We start from the raw sequence: 17,188 nt of genomic DNA on the forward strand, positions 1-17,188 counted from the left end.
CGGAACGGACGACATGACGAAACCTTTCGCCATACGATCGGCTTTGGTTGCGACGATGATGATGCTGGTGAGCCCGGCCATCTCCGCGCAGCAGGGCGATGAGGCGCTGCCGCCGTCCAAGCCCGGCAAGCCGATCAACACCGGCGACGTGCTCTCCGGCGAGTTGAATGCGATGAAGGTGCGCGACCTCAAGAACGGCAAGCGCGTTGCAACCTACCAGATCACCTCCGAGCCGCGCCGCCTGCCGCCCCCGAACGGGCTGTGCAATCTCGAGACCGGCCCCGAAACCTTCCAGCTCGTCACCTCCAGCGACGCGCAGGCCGCGCAGCTGAAATCATTCGTCGGCAAGGAAATCTCGGTCAAGGTTGACGAGATCGCCTGCGCCAGCGATGCCGGCCAGATGAGCGAGGCCGTGATCACCAAGTGGAGTTTGATCAAGAAGCAGTAGGAATGGCTCGCGATTGCCCCCTTGCCGCGGCTTTCTCCGCCGTCATTGCGAGCGAAGAAGCAAATCCAGAAATTCTTCCGCGGAAACGGTCTTGATTGCTTCGTCGCAAGAGCTCCTCGCAACGATGAAGGCGAGACGTCGGTCCTATACCCTGACTGGCCCCAGCGTCTTGAAATGCCCGCGCTTCTGGAGCCAGGCCAGCAGTACCAGGCTCGGGATCGCCACCAGCACGCAGATCACGAAGAACAGCGCCCAGCCGGTCGTATCAGCCACGAAGCCGGCACCTGAGGAGAGATACGTTCGCCCCACCGCCGCGAGCGCGGTGAGCAGCGCGTATTGCGTCGCCGTGTGCAACGGGTTCTTGCACAGGGCGGAGAGATAGGCGACGAAGATCACGGTGCCGATGGCGCTGGTGAAGTTCTCAGCCGTGATGGCGAAGGCGAGCGCCCATTGGCTGGTGCCGACGAACGCCAGCCAGGAGAACGAAAGGTTGGCGAGTGCCTGCACCACGCCGCCGATCCACAGGCTGGTCGCGAGCGAATAACGCCGCGCGACAAAACCGCCGGCAAAGCCGCCGAGCAACGTCGCGGCGAGCCCGACCCCCTTCACGATCGCCGCATAATCGTTGCGGGAAAAGCCGAGGTCGATCACGAACGGCGCGGTCATCGTGCCGGAGAACGCGTCGGTGAACTTGAACAGAACGACGAAGGCGAGCGCGGCGAGCGCGTCTTTCCGCGACAGGAATTCCGAGAACGCCCCGATCGCGGCGCGCAGCACGCGCGCGAACGCGGTCTCGGCCTTTGTCGCAGCTTCCGCCCGCACCGATTGCTCGGGCTCGGTTGCGAGGAGCGCCGTGATGGTGCCAATCAGCACCATCGCCGCCATCACCACATAGCCCCACATCCAGGCCGATTGCCGGCTAATGCCGGTGCCCTCGAAGCCGGAGACGATGAACAGCGCGCCCGCGGTCGAGACCAGCATGCCGATGCGATAGGCCGCGACATAAGCGGCCATGCCGGCTGCCTGCTCGCTCTCGGGCAAGCTCTCGACACGGAAGGCATCGACCACGATGTCCTGGGTCGAGGACATGGTTGCGACCAGCAGCGCGCCGAGCGCGACGTAGAACGGCGAGCGCGCGGGATCGGTGAGCGCCAGCAGCAGGATGGCGATGATCAGCAACATCTGCGAGAACAAGAGCCAGCCACGCCGCCGCCCGAAGGCGCGGGTGAACAGCGGCACATGCATCGCATCCACCAATGGCGCCCACAAAAATTTCAGCGTGTAGGGCGTGCCGACCAGCGCAAACAGCCCGATGGTCTTGAGATCGACTCCGGCCTCGCGCATCCACACCAGCAGCGTCGAGCCCGACAGCGCCAGCGGCAGGCCGGATGAGAAGCCGAGGAACAGCACGATCAGCACCCGCGGTTGCAGGTACACGGCAAGGCTGTCACGCCAAGAGGCGGCGGCAGCGCCGGCGGAGGAGGTCGCGTCGGGTGCGGTCATGCGGAGGTGTTAGCAGATTCTGGCCGCCACAAGGGAGGTGTCGTCGCCCTCTCCGCTGTCATCGTCCGCGAAGGCGGACGATCCAGTATCCACCAGCGTCTCGATCCAATAGGACCGCCGCGGCGTACTGGATGCCCCGCCTTCGCGGGGCATGACGACCTTATGGCAGCCCGGCTATTCCGGGATACAAGTCATCCCAGTTCGGGTTGTGCTGCTCAATCAGCCGGATCTTCCAGGCCCTGTTCCACTTCTTAAGGCGCTTCTCGCGCTTTATTGCGTTCTCGGGATCATCGAACTGCTCAAAGTAGACAGCCTTGCGACGTCGTACTTTTCCGTGAAGCTCTCGACGAGTTTTTGATCTGTGCTCTGCGACCCGGCGGATGAGGTCATTTGTCACGCCGATATAGAGCGTTGCGCCAATTTTGCTGGCGAGAATGTAGACGTAGTAATGGCGTGCACTCATGCGACACCCCTACTGCTGTCATCGTCCGCGAAGGCGGACGATCCAGTAATCACCAGCGCCTCGGCTCAACCACGATTGCCGCGGCGTACAGGATGCCCCCTGCGCGGGGCATGACAGTGTGCCCCAAATCTCACTCCCCTGCCTGCAGCTTCCTCGGGAACACCTCGCCCGCGCCCGTCGCTACCAGCCGTGGGGCATCGGGGGCATCGCTCTTGCTGAAATCGAGCTCCTCGATACGTCCGGCGCGCTTTTCGATCTTGTCGGCCGAGATCAGAACCTGGCGGACGTCCTCGTTGACGTCGGAGAAATGCTTTTGCAGTTTCAGCACTCGGTCGCGCAGACGACTCAAATCGTCGCCGAGCTTGATAACCTCGGTGCGGATCTGGTCGGCTGCGTCGCGCATGCGCGCGTCCTTCATGATCTGCTGCATCACCTGGATCGCGAGCATCAAAAGCGACGGCGACACCAGCACCACGCGAGCGCGGTACGCTTTCTGGATCACGTCGTCAAAGCCGTCATGGATCTCGGCATAGACCGATTCCGACGGCACGAACATCAGCGCCATCTCCTGGGTCTCGCCCGTGACGAGGTATTTTTCGGCGATGTCGCTGACGTGCTTCATCACGTCGCCGCGTAGCCGCTGCGTGGCAATCCGCCGCTCCTCGTCGGTGCGGGCATCGTGCAGGGCCGTCACCGCCTCCAGCGGAAATTTTGCATCGATGCAGAGCGGGCGCTGGTCGGGCAGGAACACGACGCAATCCGGCCGCTTGCCGGTCGAGAGCGTGAACTGGAACTCGTAGGACCCCTTTGGAAGACCGTCCTGGACAATCGCCTCCATCCGCGCCTGGCCGAAGGCGCCGCGCGACTGCTTGTTGGCGAGCACGTCGCGCAGGGTCGTCACCTGGGTGGTGAGGTCGGTGAGGTTCTTGTGCGCGCTGTCGATGATGCCGAGCCGCTCATGCAGCGCGCGCAGGCTCTCCATGGTGTTGCGGGTGGAGTGTTCCATGGACTGGCCGACGCGATGCGTCACCGAATCCAGCCGCTCATTGACCGCCCGTGCCATCTCGGCCTGGCGGCCGGCCAGCGCCTGGGTCATGGCGTCGACCCGGCCCGAAGCCTCGCTCTGCGCCCGCAGCACCTCGCTCAGGCGCTCCTCGAGCTCGTCGGCACGGATGGCATTGGCCATCGCGAGTTCCGCGCCGCGCCGCCCGGAGCGCGCGATCACCACGGCAATCACCACCAGCAGGATGAGGACGAGGGCGCCGAAGCCGATCAGCGCGTCGATGGTGCGCACCGGCCAGTCGCCGAGCACGAAGATGATCTCGTTCATGCCGACCCTTCTAGCCGATTCGCCGGGCTCCACGAACGAATAGCGAACGTCTATGGCCAAAGTCCCGTTGATTCTTATGGTTAACGAAATCTGAAGTTTTATGGTTAGCGGAGGGTTAACGGAGTTCCGCGCCGGATTGACCGCACCCGACACGCAGCTTAAATCGCGGCCATGGCCCTAAGAGAAATCATCATCCTGCCCGACAAGCAGCTGCGTTTGGTCTCCAAGCCGATCGAGAAGGTCACGTCGGAGATCCGCAAGCTTGCCGACGACATGTTCGAGACCATGTACGACGCGCCTGGCATTGGCCTCGCCGCGATCCAGGTCGCGCAGCCGCTGCGGCTGATCACCATGGACCTCGCCAAGCGCGACGAGGACGGCGAGACCAGGCACGAGCCGCGCGTCTTCATCAATCCGGAGATTCTCTCCTCCTCGGAGGAACTTTCAGTGTACGAGGAAGGCTGCCTCTCGATCCCCGAATATTACGAGGAGGTCGAGCGCCCGGCGAAGGTGCGCGTGCGCTTCACCGATCTCGACGGCAAGCTGCACGAAGAGGATGCCGAAGGCCTCTATGCCACCTGCATCCAGCACGAGATCGATCATCTCAACGGCGTCCTGTTTGTCGACTACCTGTCGAAGCTGAAGCGCGACCGCGTCATGAAGAAGTTCGAGAAGGCCGCCAAGCGCGCGGGGTAGAGTAGGCTTTCTGTCGTTCCGGGGCGATGCGAAGCATCGAACCCGGAACCTCGAGATTCCGGGTTCGGCTCTTCGCGCCGCCCCGGAATGACTGTCACGGGATTGCGCCTTTCGCAGGTCTTCCACATGCCCCTCCGCCTGATCTTCATGGGCACGCCCGATTTCTCCGTGCCGACGCTGCTCGAGCTGGTCGCGCATGGCCACGAGATCGCCGCCGTCTACACCCGCGCGCCGAAGCCGGGCGGACGGCGCGGCCTGCAATTGCAGCCCACTCCGGTTGAAGAAGCCGCGCGAAAACTCGGCGTTCACGTGCTGACGCCGAAGACGTTGAGGACGCCGGAAGCGCTCGACGAGTTTCGCGCCTTCGATGCCGATGCCGCCGTCGTCGTCGCCTATGGCATGATCCTGCCGCAGGCGATCCTCGATGCGCCGAAGCTCGGCTGCTACAATCTGCACGCTTCGCTCTTGCCGCGCTGGCGCGGCGCCGCGCCGATCAACCGCGCCATCATGGCGGGCGATGCCGAAAGCGGCGTGATGGTGATGAAGATGGATGTCGGCTTAGATACCGGCGACGTCGCCATGGCCGAGCGCATCGCGATCACCGACAGCATGACCGCGGCCGATCTGCACGATCGCCTGTCCCGGTTAGGTGCCGATTTGATGGTGCGCGCGATGGCGGCGCTCGCACGCGGCGGGCTCCAGCTCAAAAAGCAGAGCGAGGACGGTGTCACCTATGCCGCTAAGATCGACAAGGCCGAGGGGCGGATCGATTGGACCAAACCCGCACGCGCGGTGCTGCGCCACATCCATGGCCTGTCGCCGTTTCCCGGCGCCTGGACCGAGCTTGTGGACGTCAGCGAAAATGCGCGCGTCAAGATCCTGCGATGTGAATTGGCGAACGGCTCAGGTGCGCCGGGCGAGGTGCTCGACGACCACCTCACCATCGCCTGCGGCGAGGGTGCGGTTCGCATCCTCGAGCTGCAGCGCGAAGGCAAGGCCAGGATGCGGGCCGCGGACTTTCTGCGCGGCGTGCCTGTGAGGGCCGGCGCGAAATTCAGCTGACACTGTCATACCCCGCGAAGGCGGGGTATCCAGTACGCCGAGGCTTCTCGGTTGATCTGATAGGCTGCGGAGTACTGGATTGCCCGCCTTCGCGGGCAATGACGGTGAAACTGGACACGATGCCCCGTTACAAGCTCACCATCGAATATGACGGCGCGCCGTTCTTCGGCTGGCAAGTGCAGGAGACGCTGCCCTCGGTGCAGGGCGCGCTGGAGGCCGCGGTCAAGGCGATGACCGGCGCGGGCGCGCGGGTGCATGGCGCTGGCCGCACCGATGCCGGCGTGCACGCGCTTGGCCAGGTCGCGCATGTCGACATCGGCAAGCAATTTGCGCCGGATCGTTTTCGCGACGGGCTCAACGCGCATTTGCGCCCGCATCCGATCGCGGTGCTCGAGGCCGAGATCGTCCCCGAGACCTTCGAGGCACGCTTCTCGGCCATCAAGCGCCACTACCGCTACCGCATCATCAACACCCGCGCCAATCTCGCCATCGACGTCGGTCGCGCCTGGCGCGTGCCGCGCCGGCTCGACAGTGACGCGATGCATGCAGCAGCCCAGCGTCTGCTCGGCAAGCACGACTTCACGACGTTCCGCGATACCGAGTGCCAAGCCAAGTCGCCGGAGAAGACGCTCGATCAGCTCGACGTGATACGCGACGGCCGCGAGATCACCATTGTCACCTCTGCGCGCTCGTTCCTGCACAGCCAGGTGCGCTCGATGGTGGGATCGCTGGTCTGGGTCGGCGAGGGACGCTGGACGGCCGATGATCTGTCGGCCGCACTCGCCGCCCGCAGTCGCGCCGCCTGCGGCATCGTCGCCCCGCCGCAGGGGCTGTATCTGGTGAAGGTGGATTATTAGAGCCTAATGCCGCCAGTAGCGTCATGCCCGGGACAAGCCCGGGCATGACGGCGGAGGATTTGGCGAAGACACCGCAGGCAAAGCAGCAGCACCTTACGCAAAATACCGCGCCAAAATTCCCCGATACACCCGCGTCAGCTTCTCCAGATCCGTCACCGGCACCCGCTCGTCGATCTGGTGCATGGTCTGGCCGACCAGGCCGAACTCGATCACTGGGCAGTAGCTGGAGATGAAGCGCGCGTCCGACGTGCCGCCCGAGGTCGACAGCTCCGGCTTGCGGCCCGTCACTTCTTCGATCGCGGACACTGCAAGATCGGTGAACGGGCCGGGCTTGGTCACGAACACGTTGGAGTTCGAGTGATCCCAGACGATGCGGGCGCGGATGCGGTTGCCGCAGGCTTTGGCGAGGCGCGCCTCGACCAATTCGCGCAAGGATGCTTGCGTGTGGTTGTCGTTGTAGCGGATGTTGAATTTCGCGCGGGCCTCGCCGGGGATGACGTTGCTGGCCTTGTTGCCGACGTCGACCGAGGTGAATTCGAGATTGGAGGCCTGGAACTGGGCGCTGCCATGGTCGAGCGGCTCGTCGGAGATCGCCACGATCAGCCGCGCGATATCAGGCACCGGGTTGGAGGCGCGATGCGGATAGGCGACATGGCCCTGCACGCCGTCGACATAGAGCGTGCCGGATTGCGAGCCGCGGCGGCCGACCTTGATGGTGTCACCGAGCGTCTCGACGTTGGAGGGCTCGCCCAGCACGCAATGGTCGAACTTTTCGCCGCGCTCGGCGGCCCATTCCAGCAGCTTGACCGTGCCGTTGATCGAAACGTCTTCCTCGTCGCCGGTGATCAGGAAGGAGATCGAGCCCTTGCCGTCCTTGCGCGGCTTGCCCTCATTGGCGGCGAGATGCTCCAGCACCGCCGCCACCGAGCAGGCGATGCCGCCCTTCATGTCGACCGCGCCGCGGCCGTGCAGGAAACCATCCCGGACCTCGCCCGAGAACGCGCCGACGCTCCAGGCGCTCTCGTCACCGGGCGGCACCACGTCGGTGTGGCCGGCAAAGGTGATGTGCGGGCCCTCGCTGCCGATCCGCGCATAGAGATTGTCGATGTCGGCGGTGCCGGGTTCGCTGAAGGTCACGCGGTGACAGGTGAAGCCTGCTGCGTTCAGGGCTTGTTCAAGCACCCCGAGCGCACCGGCATCGGCCGGGGTTACCGAGGGGCAGCGGATGAGATCGCGGGCAATGGAGAGAGCATCGGTCATGCGCGTCCGATCAATCCCGCAGCAGCTCGTTGATGCTCGTCTTCGACCGCGTGCGCTCGTCGACGCGCTTGACGATGACGGCGCAGGCGGTGCTCGGACCGGGCTGGCCGTTCTTCATGGGCTTGCCGGGCAGCGCGCCCGGCACCACCACGGAATATTCGGGCACTTCGCCCATGAAGATTTCGCCGGTCTCGCGGTCGACGATCTTGGTGGAGGCGCCCAGGAACACGCCCATCGCCAACACCGCGCCCTTGCGCACGATCACGCCTTCGGCGACCTCGCTCCGCGCGCCGATGAAACAGTCGTCCTCGATAATCACGGGCTCGGCCTGGAGCGGCTCGAGCACGCCGCCGATGCCGGCGCCGCCGGAGATGTGCACGCGCTTGCCGATCTGGGCGCAGGAGCCGACGGTGGCCCAGGTGTCGACCATGGTGCTCTCATCGACATAGGCGCCGAGGTTGACGAAGGACGGCATCAGCACGACGTTCTTGGCGATAAAGGCCGAGCGGCGCACGATGGAGCCGGGGACGGCACGGAAACCGGCATCGCGAAAGCGGTTCTCGCCCCAGCCTTCGAACTTCGAGGGCACCTTGTCCCACCAGGTCGCCTTGCCCGATCCGCCGGGAATGACGTCCATGTCGTTGAGGCGGAAGGAGAGCAGCACGGCCTTCTTCAGCCATTGGTTGACCTTCCACTTGCCGTCGCTGCCGCGCTCGGCAACGCGCGCCTCGCCCTTGTCCAGGATTTCCAGCGCCTGGTCCACGGCCTCGCGCACCTCGCCCTTGGTCGTGGTCGAGATGGTCTCGCGCGCGTCGAAGGCGCTGTTGATGGTGGATTCGAGGGCTGCAAGGGACATCGGGATTTCCTCAAAGGAAACGGGAATTTTGATGGATTGGGGCGCTTTTTCGGGATTTGGAAAGGTCAAGTCAAGCGCACATTCGTCGCTACCGGGCTTGCCCCGGGTATCTCCACCGTCATTCCGGGGCGATGCGAAGCATCGAACCCGGAATCTCGAGATTCTCCGGTGCGCAATTGCGCACCGTAGTTTGCCCTTCGGGCGCCCCGGAATGACGATGCATGGTTGAGCGATAAGGCCTACCCCGACAGCTTGGCCAAAAACCCCGTCAGATCATCCGTGACGTGGTCGACATGAGCGGCGTCGCGGCCCTCCAGCTCCCAGTCCTCGCGCACCACCTCTTTCGCGCCGTCGGGCACCACGAGCACCGTGGTCATGCCGAGCTGGTGCGGGAGGGCGAGGTTGCGGGCGAGATCCTCGAACATAGCGGCGCGGGTCGGATCGACGGCGTGCTGACTGAGGAATTTGCGGTAGGTCTGCGGCGCCGGCTTGGGCTCGAACTCGGCGGCGATGATGTCGAACACGCCGTCGAAATGCGAGGCGAAGCCCAGCCGCGCCAGCACCGCATCGACATGGTCGACCGAGCCGTTGGTCAGGATCAACTTGCGGCCCGGCAGTCCAGCGATGGCTGCACCGAGCGCCGGGTTCGGCTCCAGCGGCGAGTGGTCGATCTTGTGGACGTAGGCGAGGTAGTCGTCGGCGGAGACGCCGTGCAGGGTCATCATGCCGCGCATGGTGGTGCCGAAGCGCAGGTAATAATCCTTCTGAATCTTGCGCGCTTCCTCTGGGGTCACGTTCAACCAGCTCGACACGAACTCACCGATCCGCGCATCGACCTGCTGCCACAGATTGACGTGATGCGGATAGAGCGTGTTGTCGAGATCGAACACCCAGGTGTCGACCTGAGCAAAGGCGCGGGGAGATTTCATCACAACACTCTCGCTCACGGCATCGCAAACCGCAGCGTCTTGCCGCCGCTCGACATATCCACCGCCCCAAACCCCGTTGCCGCAAATCCGCGCGCGCTGCAATCGGCCTGCTCGCTCGTCTCGAATTTGGTCTCGCGCGTGCAGAGCTGCTTGTCGCCGCCCCAGTTCAGCGGCCGGTCCTTCAGCTTGATGACGCGGTTGTCGGCATCGACCGCTTCGGCGAAGCTGAAGATCTGCCGGGGCTGGCCGGTCACATCAGGATGCAGGCATGTCTTTGGATCGATGCGATACCAGCCTCGGCTCGTCACCGACTTGCCGTCGTCGGTCGCGACCGCCGCCATCACCTTGTGCGGCGTGTCGTTGCACCAGGTGAGGCCAGTCGCCGACGGCGTCTGCACCGCATCGATCATGGTCTTGAAGACATTTGGCGACGACACCACGTCGGACGACAGCCCGCGGCCCTTCAAAAAGGCAGCCAGCGCGGCTTGCGTCTTCGGCCCATCGACGCCGTCGATCGCGCCGACGTCGTAGCCCGCGATCACCAGCAGCCGCTGGATGCCGGCGAGGCGCGCCTGCTCGTCGTCATATTCGGAATCCTCGGCGAGATAGGCAATGAGGTTGCCGTCCGCGCCTTGCGTCGGTGTCACCTGCGTGAACGCGGCCTGGGTCTGGCCGCTGCGGCACTGCCGCGCCGCCGCGATGACGAAATTGTCCTGCGCCACGCACAGCATGTCGCGGCCGTTCTGCGGGATCGGCGAGGCGCCATAGACACCGAGCGCGCGCGCATTGAGCAGGATGCGGTCGGCGGTTAACATGCCCTGCACCACCACGCGGCAGGTGGCGGGATCGATCCTGAACCAGCCCCGCGTCGCGGTCGCGGCCTTGTCGTCGATGCCGATCGCGGCCTCGACGACATAGGACATGCGGTTGCAGATCTTGAGGTCCGCAAAGGCCGGCGCGGAGGAGAAGAAGAACGAGGCGGCTGCGGCAGGCAGCGTCATCAGGCAGCGGGTGAGGGGCGAGCGGCGGTGCTGCGATCCAGTCATTCCGGGGCGATGCGAAGCATCGAACCCGGAATCTCGAGATTCCGGGTTCGCCCTTCGGGCGCTCCGAAATGACCGAGCAATGCGAGAGTCGTGGATGGCCGGGCCTTCGCCTCGCCGAAGCGGCTTCGGCCGCGCAGGCGGGACAAGCCCGGGCATGACGCCCTCTTTCCTTGCCCGTTCCCGCATCACTTGTGGATCAGCGTTCCCGTGCCCTGGTTGGTGAAGAGCTCGAGCAGCACCGCATGCTGCATCTTGCCGTCGATGATGACGACGCCCTGCACGCCCTGTTCGAGCGCGTAGATACAGGTCTCGACCTTCGGGATCATGCCGCCGGAAATGGTGCCGTCGGCGATCAGCTTTCGCGCGTCCTTGACGGACAATTGCGGGATCAGCTTCTTGGACTTGTCGAGCACGCCAGGCACGTCGGTGAGTAGCAAGAGGCGCTTGGCCTTGAGCGCGCCGGCCACCGCACCCGCAAACGTGTCGGCGTTGATATTCAGCGTCTGGCCGTCCTGAGAGGTCGCGAGCGGCGCCAGCACCGGGATCAGCTCGTAGCCGATCAGCTGGTTGAGCAGGGTGAGATCGACCTTCTCGGGATCGCCGACGAAGCCGAGATCGATCGCCTTCTCGATGTTCGAGTCCGGATCGATGATGGTCCGCGTCGTCTTCGACGCTTTCACCATGTTGCCGTCTTTGCCCGACAGACCCACGGCCTTGCCGCCAGCTTCGTTGATGTACCCGACGATCTGCTTGTTGACGGAGCCGGCGAGCACCATCTCGACGATCTCGATGGTCGCGGCATCGGTGATGCGCAGGCCGGCGGCGAATTCCGAGACGATGCCGAGGCGCTTGAGCATGGTCGCGATCTGCGGCCCGCCGCCATGCACCACCACCGGGTTGATCGCGGTCTGCTCCAGCAGCACGATATCGCGCGCAAAGTTCTTGGCCGTCTCCTCGTCGCCCATGGCATGGCCGCCATATTTGATGACGATGGTTTCCTCGTCATACTGCTGCATGTGCGGCAGCGCTTCGGACAGGATGCGGGCCTGGTCGAGCGGGGAGATGTCGGTCATGAGGCGGATCTCGCTGGCGGGACTAACGCGGGCTGCGTTCTATCCGATTGGCGGGCGTGGCGCAAAGTGCTCTTACGCTCCCTCCAGGCGAGGGTAAGAAAGAGAGCTACGTCTTCACCGCCACCGCCGCCACGCTCACCGCCAGCCAGCCCAACATCATCACCGTTCCACCCGTCGGCGCTGCATACGGAAATAGCCCAGATCCCGCATATTGCCGTAAGGTGAAATCGCCCGCGAACAGCGCGGCGCCTGCTGCAAGGCCGAACGCGGCAACGAGGCCAATTCCGCCATGCAGAAGGCCGCGCGCGAGCAAGGCGACGGTTGCAAGTATGCCAGTTGCATGAAACAGCAGCATGGCGCTGGCAGATGCCAGCCGGCTCGCATCGCCGTCATGCGCCGAGGCGGCCGCCAGCGCAACGCCGGCGGCGCCCATCAAGCCGGCAAGCCCAATCAGCAGGCGTTGTGCCGTCATCAGGCGGTCCGCTCTTCCAAGAGCTTCGCCATGGCGGCGCGCAGCTCGGCCATGCCGATCGAACTCCGCGACGAGGTCGCGAGCACGTTCGGGAATGCAGCGGGATGCTTGGCCAGCCCGGCCTCGGTCTCGGCGATGCGCGATTGCAGCTCGGACGCCTTCACCTGGTCGGCCTTGGTCAGCACGACCTGGTAGCTGACGGCGGAGCGGTCGAGTGTCTTCAGAACTTCGAGATCGACGTCCTTGAGACCATGTCGCGCGTCGATGAGCACGTAGACGCGCGCGAGTGAGGCACGTCCCAGCAGGAATTTGTGGATCAGCTCGGTCCAGGACGCGACCTGGCTCTTGGGCGCCTTGGCATAGCCGTAGCCGGGCATGTCGACGAGGCGCAGGTCACTCTTTCCCGGGACCTCGAAAAAGATCAGCTCCTGGGTGCGGCCCGGCGTATGCGAGGTGCGCGCCAGCGCGTTGCGCCCCGTGAGCGCGTTGATCAGGCTGGACTTGCCGACGTTCGAGCGGCCGGCAAAGGCGATCTCCAGCCCCGCCATCGGCGGCAACGTGGCAATCGAGGGCGAGGCCCAGATGAACTGCCAGTCGCGCGCGAACAGCTTGCGCCCGGCCTCGATCAGCTTCGCATCTTTGTCGTCGGTCATGCTCAAGGCCCAGTGCTAGTTCCTCATGGTGAGGAGGCGCGCAAGCGCCGTCTCGAACCATGCAGGCCCGGGAGCCCGTCGCCATCCTTCGAGACGCGGCCTCGCGGCCGCTCCTCAGGATGAGGTTCGAAGTCCTCGGCCTACGTCGCTTTCCTCGCGAACGTCGCCTTGAGATTGTCGAACAGCTCCACCTTCACGCCGTTGCGGCGCATGATGTAGCTCTGCTGGACCACCGAGAGCAGGTTGTTCCAGGCCCAGTAGATCACGAGGCCCGCCGGGAAGCCGGCCAGCATGAAGGTGAAGATCAGCGGCATCCAGTTGAAGATGATCTGCTGCGTCGGATCCGGCGGCGTCGGATTCAGCTTCATCTGGAACCACATCGTGATGCCCATGATGATCGGCCAGATGCCGAGCGCGAGATAGTGGCCGAACACGGGGATCGTGGTCGGGTCGAACGGGATCAGCCCGAACAGGTTGAACAGGTTGGTGGGATCGGGCGCCGAGAGGTCCTTGATCCAGCCATAGAACGGTGCGTGCCGCATCTCGATGGTGACGAACAGCACCTTGTAGAGCGAGAAGAACACCGGGATTTGGATCACCACGGGAAGACAGCCGGCGACCGGGTTGATCTTCTCCTTGCGGTAGATCTCCATCATCTCCTGCTGCTGCTTCACCTTGTCGTCGGGATAGCGCTCCTTCAGCGCCTGAAGCTGCGGCTGGATCGACTTCATCTTCGCCATGGAGGCGTAAGACTTGTTCGCCAGCGGGAAGAACAACAGCTTCACGATCACCGTGACGAGCAGGATCGAGATGCCGAAATTGCCGAAGAAGCGATAGAAGAAGTCGAGGCCGAGAAACATCGGCTTGGTGATGAAGTAGAACCAGCCCCAGTCGATCAAGAGATCGAAATGGTTGAGGCCGAGCTCCTTGTTGTAGCCGCCGAGGCCTGCGAGCGGGAAGTTGATGCCGACCACGCCGGCTTCCTTGGCGCCCGCGAACAGCCGCGTGTTGGCTGTCGTCGTGCCGCCGATTGCGACGGTCTGCGCATCTTGCAGGTAGTCGGTCTGGTATCGGATCTGGGTACCTGGTTCGGCGACGAAACGTGCCTTGAGCGTTGCCGACGTGTCGGGAAGGAGCGCGGATGCCCAGTATTTGTCGGTAATGCCGAGCCAGGCATTGGTGACCTTGTTGAATTCGAATCCGTGTCCGCCGTTGCCGATCGCAGGGGCTTCGCTGACGGCCTTATAAGCCTTCTCCTGCAAGCCCTGGTCGCCGAGATAGCCGATGAGGCCTTCATGCAGGATGTAGTAGCCTGAGACTTGCGGCGTGCCGTGGCGCGAGATCAATGCGAACGGAAAGAGCTTGACCGGCGCGTTGCCGACATTGGTCACCTCGTCCTTGATGCTGAACAGGTAGCGGTCGTCGATCGTGATGGTGCGGCGGAAGGTGAGGCCCTGACCGTTATCAAATTTCAGCACCAGCGGCGTGGACGGCGTCAGGCTGTTGGAGCCCTCCTGCTGCCAATCGGTGGTCCGGTCAGGCACCTTCGTGTCGCTTGTCGCGGCCACCCAACCAAATTCGGCGTAATACGGCTCCGCCGTGCCCGAGGGCGAATAGAGGATGATCGGCGGCGACTTGGGGTCGACCGTTTCTCGATACTGCACGAGCGCGAGGTCGTCGATGCGCGCGCCTTTCAAGGAAATGCTGCCGGTCAAACGAGGCGTTTCGATCTTGACACGAGGGGAGGCGGCAATCGCGGCCTCGCGGCTGACGATCGGCTGGGCCGGCTGGTTCGCGACAGGGGGAGCCGAGGGAGTGCCGCCCGCCTGCGGCGCGGCACCCGGCGTCGGCGACGCCGTCGGCTGCGGTGTGCCTTTCTGGAGCTCGGCCTGCGTCTGTTGCTGGGCGCGCTGCTTCTCCATCTGCGGCACGTTGTAGAAATACTGCCAGGCGATCAGCACCAGGCCGGACAGAATGACGGCGAGGATGGTGTTGCGATTGTCTGTCATCATTCTCTCGTCATCAATCCGGTTTGCGGCTTATCGCGGGGCCCGGCTTTCGCCGGTCCCTTGGGCGTATGCCGCGCGGGCTTCGCGAATGCTATGCGCAGATCGTCGAGCATGGTCGCGAAGTCGCGCGAGAGCGCGTCCCTTCGGCCGACCAGCACATAATCATGATGGGGTTGCATCGACACCGGATCTAACCGCTTCACCAGTTCGCGAAGCCGGCGCCGGATACGATTGCGCTCGGGGGCGTTGCCGTTCTTTTTGGTAACGGTAAAGCCGATCCGGATCGGGCCGCCGTCGTCCCGGCGACGGCTTTGCAGGACGAACGCGGGACTATTCACCCGCGCGCCATTGGCAACGGCGAGGAAATCCGCCCGCTGCCTCAGCCGATCCATGATGAATCCCGGAAAAAGGGGGTCCGGCTCAGGCGCTCAGACGCTTGCGGCCGCGGGAGCGGCGGGCGGCGAGAACCTTGCGGCCGCCGGCGGTGGCGAGACGGGCACGGAAGCCGTGACGGCGCTTGCGCACCAGTTTGCTGGGTTGATAAGTCCGCTTCACGGGTTTTTCTCCGCTGACCGGGCAATTTGCCTGTAGAATTGATGGTAAAGTCCGGAAGATGCGGCCCAAAACGGGCCCTTTTCCGGCCCCAAGAGAGCCGCTCCCGGTGTCGCACCGGGTCATCGCGGACAATTCGCGCGGCTTATAAGCGAGCGCCTTGTTTTCGTCAACGCCGCACAAGCGCGCGTTTCCAGTGAATATCGCTGTTTGTGCGGGGTTTTTAACCCTTGAGGTAGCGACTCGCTTTATCAGCGCTTACATCTCACCTCGGCAGATTAGCGATCCGTAATTTGACCGGGTCCGGGGCCGGTCGCATCTTGCATCAGCCAAGGCCAACAGGGGCGAATTTCGTGGCAGCCACAGATCGCCAGCCGATCCAGGATCTGGATCAGCCGGACCAGCCGGCGATGCGGCCGCGCGGCTCGCGCGGGCTCGGGCTGTCAGGCAAGCTGCTGCTGCTTACCGTCCCGCTGGTGATGATCGCGGCCAGCCTGCTTTACGTGCCCGCCATCGCCAACTTCTGGGTCAACCGGCTCAACGACCGGGTGGCGGCGGCCAACACCGCGGCGCTGGTGCTGGACGCCGCGCCGCTCGGCATGGTTCCCGATTCGCTGTCGCGGCAGATATTGAAGAGCATCAATGCCCGCGCCGTCGCCATCAAGATGGGCCAGCAGCGCCGGCTGCTCGCCAGCGACAACCTTCCCACGGCCATCGAGCATGACATCGATCTGCGCGACGTGACGGCGTGGGAGGCGATCACCGGCTCGTTCCGGATGATGCTGGAGACCGGCAACCAAGCCATCCGCATCGTTGGGCCGGGCGTCGGCAACGCCCAATTCATCGAGATCGTCACCGACGAGCTGCCGCTGCGGCAGCAGATGTACCGCTTCTCCCGTAATGTCGTGGTGGTTGCGCTGATCATCGCGGCGCTGACCGCGGGCCTCGTCTATCTCGCTCTGCATTATCTCTTCGTGCGCCCGATGCGGCGGCTCACTGCGAGCCTGGTCGGCTTCCACGAGAATCCCGAGAGCTCGGCGCGGATCATCGTGCCGAGCCAGCGCAGCGACGAGATCGGGGTGGCCGAGCGCGAATTGTCCGACATGCAGCGCGACCTGATGTCGATGCTGAATCAGAAGAGCCGGCTCGCCGCCCTCGGCCTCGCCGTCTCCAAGATCAACCACGATCTGCGCAACCTGCTGGCCTCGGCGCAGCTTTTGTCGGACCAACTCGCCAGCGTGCCGGATCCGCGGGTGCAGCGCTTCGCGCCAAAACTGGTGCGCTCGCTGGAGCGCGCCATCGCCTTCTGCCAATCCACCTTGTCCTATGGCCGCGCTCAGGAGGCCGCACCAGACCGCCGCATGATCCTGATCGAGCCGGTGGTGCTGGAGGTGCGCGAGACCGCTGGCCTCGCCAACGACGCCTCGATCGCCTGGGTTTCGGCGATCGAGCGCGGGCTTGCGGTCGATGCCGATCCCGACCAGCTGTTCCGCGTGCTGCTCAACCTCGTCCGTAACGCCGCCCAGGCGCTGGAAAGCCATGCCTCGTCCGGCGACGGCGGCGTGCAGCAGATCCGGATCACCGGAAAACGCGAGGGCGCGGTCGCCATCCTGGAGGTTTCCGACACCGGCCCGGGCGTGCCCCAGAAAACCCGGGAGCACCTGTTCGAGGCGTTCCAAACCTCCGGTCGCCCCGGCGGCAGCGGCCTTGGCCTTGCCATCGCCGCCGAGCTCGTCCGCGCCCATGGCGGCGACATCCACCTCGTCGAAGGCACCATCGGCGCCACCTTCCGTATCGTCATCCCCGACCGCCCCGTGGAACTGCTCTCCATCCGCAACGAGCGGGCGCGGGCGTAGCCGGCCAGCCGACAGTCTCTCGTCATTCCGGGACGGCCCAAAGGGACGGGCGCGGAATCAGAGGTTTCGGCGCGAGATTCCGCACTTCTCGCTTGGCGGGGTCACGCTGACGGTCATCTCCTT

18 protein-coding genes are annotated in these 17,188 nt (G+C 64.4%); 5 read left to right on the top strand and 13 right to left on the bottom strand.

The window, feature by feature from the left end:
• The first annotated feature begins 13 nt into the window (after positions 1-13).
• Positions 14-448 carry a hypothetical protein gene (locus IVB12_RS24285; RefSeq protein ID WP_247302758.1) on the top strand — a complete coding sequence of 145 codons (435 nt, stop codon included), beginning with the start codon at positions 14-16 and terminating at the stop codon, positions 446-448.
• A 144-nt stretch (positions 449-592) separates the two neighbouring features.
• Here the strand turns inward: IVB12_RS24285 and IVB12_RS24290 are convergent, their stop codons facing one another.
• The 3 genes from IVB12_RS24290 to rmuC form a co-directional block, all read right to left on the bottom strand.
• On the bottom strand, positions 593-1,951 hold the full coding sequence (locus IVB12_RS24290; protein WP_247302760.1) for an MFS transporter: 1,359 nt from the start codon (positions 1,949-1,951) through the stop codon (positions 593-595).
• Between the two features lie 160 nt (positions 1,952-2,111).
• Entirely contained in the window at positions 2,112-2,414 is a 303-nt protein-coding gene (locus IVB12_RS24295; protein WP_247302762.1) for a GIY-YIG nuclease family protein, read from the bottom strand.
• A 130-nt stretch (positions 2,415-2,544) separates the two neighbouring features.
• The gene (gene rmuC, locus IVB12_RS24300; protein ID WP_247302764.1) at positions 2,545-3,744 is read right to left on the bottom strand and encodes a DNA recombination protein RmuC; all 1,200 of its coding nucleotides are present in this window, start codon (positions 3,742-3,744) and stop codon (positions 2,545-2,547) included.
• A gap of 171 nt (positions 3,745-3,915) precedes the next feature.
• On the opposite strand from rmuC, the gene def reads away from it, so the two are divergent.
• The 3 genes from def (at position 3,916) to truA (ending at position 6,359) form a co-directional block, all read left to right on the top strand.
• Positions 3,916-4,440: a peptide deformylase gene (gene def / locus IVB12_RS24305; protein WP_247302766.1), complete on the top strand. Its 525-nt coding sequence runs from the start codon at positions 3,916-3,918 to the stop codon at positions 4,438-4,440.
• 126 nt (positions 4,441-4,566) lie between these two features.
• Positions 4,567-5,502, top strand: a complete 936-nt coding sequence (gene fmt, locus IVB12_RS24310; RefSeq protein WP_247302768.1) for a methionyl-tRNA formyltransferase — start codon at positions 4,567-4,569, stop codon at positions 5,500-5,502.
• A 119-nt stretch (positions 5,503-5,621) separates the two neighbouring features.
• Positions 5,622-6,359 carry a tRNA pseudouridine(38-40) synthase TruA gene (gene truA, locus IVB12_RS24315; protein WP_247302877.1) on the top strand — a complete coding sequence of 246 codons (738 nt, stop codon included), beginning with the start codon at positions 5,622-5,624 and terminating at the stop codon, positions 6,357-6,359.
• Positions 6,360-6,452: 93 nt separating this feature from the next.
• Here truA and dapE read toward each other — a convergent pair whose 3' ends face one another.
• From dapE to rpmH, 10 genes are all read right to left on the bottom strand, one after another.
• Entirely contained in the window at positions 6,453-7,619 is a 1,167-nt protein-coding gene (gene dapE / locus IVB12_RS24320) for a succinyl-diaminopimelate desuccinylase (RefSeq protein WP_247302770.1), read from the bottom strand.
• Between the two features lie 10 nt (positions 7,620-7,629).
• Positions 7,630-8,475, bottom strand: coding sequence for a 2,3,4,5-tetrahydropyridine-2,6-dicarboxylate N-succinyltransferase (gene dapD, locus IVB12_RS24325; RefSeq protein WP_247302773.1), 846 nt, complete (start codon positions 8,473-8,475; stop codon positions 7,630-7,632).
• 239 nt (positions 8,476-8,714) lie between these two features.
• Positions 8,715-9,404: a pyrimidine 5'-nucleotidase gene (locus IVB12_RS24330; RefSeq protein ID WP_247302775.1), complete on the bottom strand. Its 690-nt coding sequence runs from the start codon at positions 9,402-9,404 to the stop codon at positions 8,715-8,717.
• A gap of 14 nt (positions 9,405-9,418) precedes the next feature.
• Positions 9,419-10,405 carry a DUF1036 domain-containing protein gene (locus IVB12_RS24335; RefSeq protein ID WP_247302879.1) on the bottom strand — a complete coding sequence of 329 codons (987 nt, stop codon included), beginning with the start codon at positions 10,403-10,405 and terminating at the stop codon, positions 9,419-9,421.
• 230 nt (positions 10,406-10,635) lie between these two features.
• Positions 10,636-11,523, bottom strand: a complete 888-nt coding sequence (gene argB / locus IVB12_RS24340) for an acetylglutamate kinase (protein WP_247276433.1) — start codon at positions 11,521-11,523, stop codon at positions 10,636-10,638.
• 106 nt (positions 11,524-11,629) lie between these two features.
• The gene (locus tag IVB12_RS24345; protein ID WP_247302777.1) at positions 11,630-11,995 is read right to left on the bottom strand and encodes a DUF423 domain-containing protein; all 366 of its coding nucleotides are present in this window, start codon (positions 11,993-11,995) and stop codon (positions 11,630-11,632) included.
• Positions 11,995-12,648 (bottom strand): ribosome biogenesis GTP-binding protein YihA/YsxC, encoded by a 654-nt coding sequence (gene yihA / locus IVB12_RS24350; protein ID WP_247302779.1) that lies wholly within the window; start codon positions 12,646-12,648, stop codon positions 11,995-11,997. The genes IVB12_RS24345 and yihA overlap by 1 nt, the downstream gene beginning before the upstream one ends.
• A 140-nt stretch (positions 12,649-12,788) precedes the next feature.
• Positions 12,789-14,657: a membrane protein insertase YidC gene (gene yidC, locus IVB12_RS24355; protein WP_247302781.1), complete on the bottom strand. Its 1,869-nt coding sequence runs from the start codon at positions 14,655-14,657 to the stop codon at positions 12,789-12,791.
• Complete coding sequence (gene rnpA, locus IVB12_RS24360; protein ID WP_247302783.1) at positions 14,657-15,049, bottom strand: ribonuclease P protein component; 393 nt, start codon at positions 15,047-15,049, stop codon at positions 14,657-14,659. Before rnpA ends, yidC begins: the two co-directional genes overlap by 1 nt.
• Before the next feature lie 28 nt (positions 15,050-15,077).
• Entirely contained in the window at positions 15,078-15,212 is a 135-nt protein-coding gene (gene rpmH, locus IVB12_RS24365; RefSeq protein WP_212501943.1) for a 50S ribosomal protein L34, read from the bottom strand.
• Between the two features lie 407 nt (positions 15,213-15,619).
• Between rpmH and IVB12_RS24370 the strand changes: the two genes are divergently transcribed.
• Positions 15,620-17,065 (top strand): HAMP domain-containing sensor histidine kinase, encoded by a 1,446-nt coding sequence (locus IVB12_RS24370; RefSeq protein ID WP_247302881.1) that lies wholly within the window; start codon positions 15,620-15,622, stop codon positions 17,063-17,065.
• The last annotated feature ends 123 nt before the right edge of the window (positions 17,066-17,188 follow it).

Origin of the sequence: Bradyrhizobium sp. 179 (assembly GCF_023073535.1) — a bacterium.
Taxonomy (GTDB): Bacteria; Pseudomonadota; Alphaproteobacteria; order Rhizobiales; family Xanthobacteraceae; genus Bradyrhizobium.